The organism is Streptomyces muensis (genome assembly GCF_021474425.1).
Taxonomy (GTDB): domain Bacteria; phylum Actinomycetota; class Actinomycetes; order Streptomycetales; family Streptomycetaceae; genus Streptomyces; species Streptomyces muensis.
The window spans coordinates 1-4,036 of the sequence record NZ_JAKEIP010000443.1 but is presented as its reverse complement, the minus strand read 5'-3'; the positions used below and the strand labels follow the sequence as shown (position 1 = coordinate 4,036).

At 70.3% G+C, this 4,036-nt stretch carries 4 protein-coding genes; 3 read left to right on the top strand and 1 reads right to left on the bottom strand.

From position 1 onward, the window contains the following. Positions 1 to 43: 43 nt before the first annotated feature. Positions 44 to 790 carry a SigE family RNA polymerase sigma factor gene (locus tag L0P92_RS42685; protein ID WP_234768523.1) on the bottom strand — a complete coding sequence of 249 codons (747 nt, stop codon included), beginning with the start codon at positions 788 to 790 and terminating at the stop codon, positions 44 to 46. Between the two features lie 250 nt (positions 791 to 1,040). Between L0P92_RS42685 and afsQ1 the strand changes: the two genes are divergently transcribed. From afsQ1 to L0P92_RS42670, 3 genes are read left to right on the top strand one after another with little or no spacing between them, the layout of a single operon-like run. Continuing rightward, a complete protein-coding gene (afsQ1, locus tag L0P92_RS42680; protein ID WP_062722075.1) occupies positions 1,041 to 1,718 on the top strand; it encodes a two-component system response regulator AfsQ1 in 678 nt (225 codons plus the stop codon). Next, the gene (locus tag L0P92_RS42675; RefSeq protein ID WP_234768522.1) at positions 1,715 to 3,277 is read left to right on the top strand and encodes an ATP-binding protein; all 1,563 of its coding nucleotides are present in this window, start codon (positions 1,715 to 1,717) and stop codon (positions 3,275 to 3,277) included. Before afsQ1 ends, L0P92_RS42675 begins: the two co-directional genes overlap by 4 nt. Beyond that, positions 3,277 to 3,882, top strand: a complete 606-nt coding sequence (locus tag L0P92_RS42670) for a hypothetical protein (protein WP_234768521.1) — start codon at positions 3,277 to 3,279, stop codon at positions 3,880 to 3,882. Before L0P92_RS42675 ends, L0P92_RS42670 begins: the two co-directional genes overlap by 1 nt. The last annotated feature ends 154 nt before the right edge of the window (positions 3,883 to 4,036 follow it).

Sequence of the window (4,036 nt, the reverse complement as noted above, 5' to 3'; positions counted from 1 at the left end):
CCCCACTTCTCACCGCTCCCCCGGATGCGGTCCCCCCGGACCTTCAGGCGACCAGCTCCCCGAAGGCGTCCTCCTCGTCACGGCCGAAGCTGAGGACCTCGTCCTCGCGCAGCCGGCGGAGCGACCGCCAGATGCTGGACTTCACCGTGCCGACACTGATGTCGAGGATCTCCGCGATCTCCGGGTCGGTGCGGCCCTCGTAGTAACGCAGGACCAGCATCGTCCGCTGGAGTTCGGGCAGCCGGGCGAGCGCCTGCCACAGGACCGCGCGCAGCTCGGTGCCGCGCATCGCGTCCGTGTCGCCGGGCGTCTCCGGCAGCTCCTCGGTCGGGTATTCGTTCAGCTTGCGGCGGCGCCACGCGCTGATGTGCAGGTTGGTCATGGTGCGGCGCAGGTATCCGCCGACCGCGGCCTTGTCGCTGATCCGGTCCCATGCCCGGTACGTCGAGAAGAGGGCGCTCTGCAGGAGGTCCTCGGCCTCGAAACGGTCACCGGTCAGGTGGTAGGCGGTTGCGTACAGGGAGGCGCGGCGCTCCTGGACGTAGGCGGTGAACTCCGCCTCCGACAGCGAGCGACGCCGCTCCCCCGAGTCCTCCCTGTACGCGGCTCCCCCGTGAGCATCCCCCGTGAAACCGTCAACCACCGTCATGTACGCGGTGTGCTGACGCCCGGCGCCGCGAGCGCACCCCCGCCCGCTCACGGCACCGGACTTCTCCGAACCCCGGCCCCCGTTCACGTCGTGCAGACGCGTGATCACTGCGCTGTTGCTGGTGCCGTGCAGCGTGTTCATCTCGCGCCCCCCGTCGTGGACTTCCGGTGTTCTTCTCGTTCGCCCTGCCGTCTTGCTCGTGTCGAAAAGCTTGCCCGGGCACCTTCATGGCCGTGTCCGCCGACTGTCACAGACCTGTCACAGGGGCCGGTGTCAGAGCCGGCCCCCAGGCGCACGACAGCCCGGACACAGTCATGAGCGCTACGTGCGCGTAGCCGTACAGCTCGTACAGGTGTCGAAAGACCGCCCCGCATGGGCCAGAATGACCCCCGTGCCTTCCCTGTTGCTGATCGAGGACGACGACGCCATCCGTACGGCCCTGGAGCTCTCACTGACGCGCCAGGGACACCGGGTGGCCACCGCTGCCACCGGCGAGGACGGTCTGAAACTGCTGCGTGAGCAGCGGCCGGACCTGATCGTGCTGGACGTGATGCTGCCCGGCATCGACGGCTTCGAGGTGTGCCGGCGCATCCGGCGCACGGACCAGCTGCCGATCATCCTGCTGACCGCGCGCAGCGACGACATCGACGTCGTGGTCGGACTGGAGTCCGGCGCGGACGACTACGTCGTCAAACCCGTGCAGGGGCGTGTCCTCGACGCCCGGATCCGGGCCGTGCTGCGCCGCGGCGAACGCGAGTCCAACGACGCGGCGAGCTTCGGCAGCCTGGTCATCGACCGCGCGGCGATGACCGTGACGAAGAACGGCGAGGACCTGCAGCTCACCCCGACCGAGCTGCGCCTGCTGCTGGAGCTGAGCCGCCGTCCGGGCCAGGCCCTGTCCCGTCAGCAACTTCTGCGCCTGGTCTGGGAGCACGACTACCTCGGCGACTCACGCCTGGTCGACGCCTGCGTGCAGCGCCTGCGCGCCAAGGTCGAGGACGTCCCGTCCTCCCCCACCCTGATCCGTACGGTCCGTGGTGTCGGCTACCGCCTGGACGCGCCTCAGTGACCAAGGCGCAAGGGGGTTTCCGCGGCTGGGTCGCGGCTCGCAAGGGAGTGTGGTCGAGGCTGCGCCTGACCAGTCTGCGACTGCGGCTGGTGGTCGTCTTCGGCCTGGTGGCACTCACCGCCGCCGTGTCCGCGTCCGGCATCGCGTACTGGCTGAACCGCGAGGCGGTCCTCACCCGCACCCAGGACGCGGTGCTGCGCGACTTCGAGCAGGAGATGCAGAACCGCGCGGGCCTGCTGCCCACGGCGCCGACGCAGGACGAGCTCCAGCACACGGCCGGTCAGATGGCCAACAGCAGCCAGCGCTTCAGCGTCCTCCTCGTCGCCCAGGACGCCGACGGCAAGCCGGCCTACGGCAGTTCCGGCGGCCTGGACGGCTTCACGGTCGCGGACGTGCCCAAGTCGCTGCGCACGGCCGTGAACGAGAAACAGGAGATCGACTCCTCCAACAAGGCGGAGTACCACCTGTACTGGCAGCGGATCGTGGAGGACGACACCCCGTATCTGATCGCCGGTACGAAGGTGATCGGCGGCGGTCCGACCGGCTACATGATGAAGTCCCTGGAGCAGGAGGCCAAGGACCTCAACTCCCTGGCCTGGTCCCTCGGCATCGCCACGGGCCTCGCCCTGATCGGCTCCGCGCTGCTCGCGCAGGCGGCCGCCACCACCGTGCTCAAGCCGGTACAGCGCCTCGGCGTGGCCGCCCGCCGCCTGGGCGAGGGCAAGCTGGACACCCGCCTGCGGGTCTCCGGCACGGACGAACTGGCCGACCTCTCCCGGACCTTCAACAACGCCGCCGAGGCGCTGGAGAAGCGGGTCGCGGACATGGCCTCGCGTGACGAGGCGTCACGGCGCTTCGTGGCCGACATGTCCCACGAACTGCGCACGCCCCTCACCGCGATCACGGCCGTCACCGAGGTCCTGGAGGAGGAGCTGGAGGCGGACTCCGGATCCATGGACCCCATGATCGAGCCCGCCGTACGCCTCGTCGTCAGCGAGACCCGCCGCCTCAACGACCTGGTCGAGAACCTCATGGAGGTCACCCGCTTCGACGCGGGCACCGCACGCCTGGTCCTCGACCACGTCGACATCGCCGACCAGATCACGGCCTGCATCGACGCCCGCGCCTGGCTGGACGCGGTGGACCTCGACGCCGAGCGCGGCATCATGGCCCGCCTGGACCCCCGCCGCCTCGACGTCATCCTGGCCAACCTCATCGGCAACGCCCTCAAGCACGGCGGCTCACCGGTACGCGTCTCGGTCCGCGACACGCCCGACTGGCTGGTGATCCAGGTCCAGGACCACGGCCCGGGCATCCCCGAGGACGTCCTCCCCCACGTCTTCGACCGCTTCTACAAGGCCAGCGCCTCCCGCCCCCGCTCCGAGGGCAGCGGCCTCGGCCTGTCCATCGCCCTGGAGAACGCCCACATCCACGGCGGCGAGATCACCGCCGCCAACTCCCCCGAGGGCGGCGCGGTGTTCACCCTGCGCCTGCCCCGGGACGCCTCGGAACTGGCGGAACGGACCAACGGCCAGGACACGAAGAAGGGGGACGCCTGATGAACGTACGCCACCTGCTGGCGCTCTCCGCGACGGGCGCCGCCCTGCTGACCGGATGCGGCATACGGCCCACGGAGGTCCCCACCAACTTCGGCCCGGCCCCCTCCCGCGTGCACTGCTCGCTCTCCGAACCGAACGTGTCGACCCAGGCGGCCCGCGGCCTCCCGGTCCAGGTCTTCCTCCTGTGCGGCTCCCAGCTGGTCGCGGTCGACCGCACCGTACGCGTCCCCGACGGCACGGCCGACTCGGCCCGCCGTGTCCTGGTGGCCCAGGGCCTCCTGGACGAGCTGGAGGCAACCCCCTCCACGGCCGAGAAAGAGGCCGGCTACACCACGGACGTCAGAGGCGCCATGGCCGTAACAGGCCCACGCCCGAACGACCCCGACGAAACGCTCCACCTCAGCACAGCCCCCACCGACCTCACCTCATACGCCCTGGCCCAGATCGTCTGCACCTTCTCCGACTCCACAGCCGCAGAAGGCGACGGCTCGGTAATCCTGGGCGGCCCCACCCCCACACCCCCACGCCGCTACGAGTGCACAGACGAGGTCCGCACCAGACCAGGCAGCAACGAGCCCCCGTCCACAGAGGTGTCGGACACCTGACACCCCACGAGCCCGCAGTCGCGTACGGCCCCGACCCACAACCCCCGCAAGGCGCTACGCGAACCCCCACCGAAGAGCCAGGGGCCGCCGCAGGCATCTCAGGGGCGCGGGGAACTGCGCAAAAACGCCCGCCCCCACCGAACCCGCACAGACC

What these genes read in the sequence shown, in the direction of transcription:
- L0P92_RS42685 (WP_234768523.1), bottom strand. Translation starts at nt 790, where the DNA reads ATGAACACGCTGCACGGCACCAGCAACAGCGCAGTGATCACGCGTCTG.
- L0P92_RS42670 (WP_234768521.1), top strand. Translation starts at nt 3,277, where the DNA reads ATGAACGTACGCCACCTGCTGGCGCTCTCCGCGACGGGCGCCGCCCTG.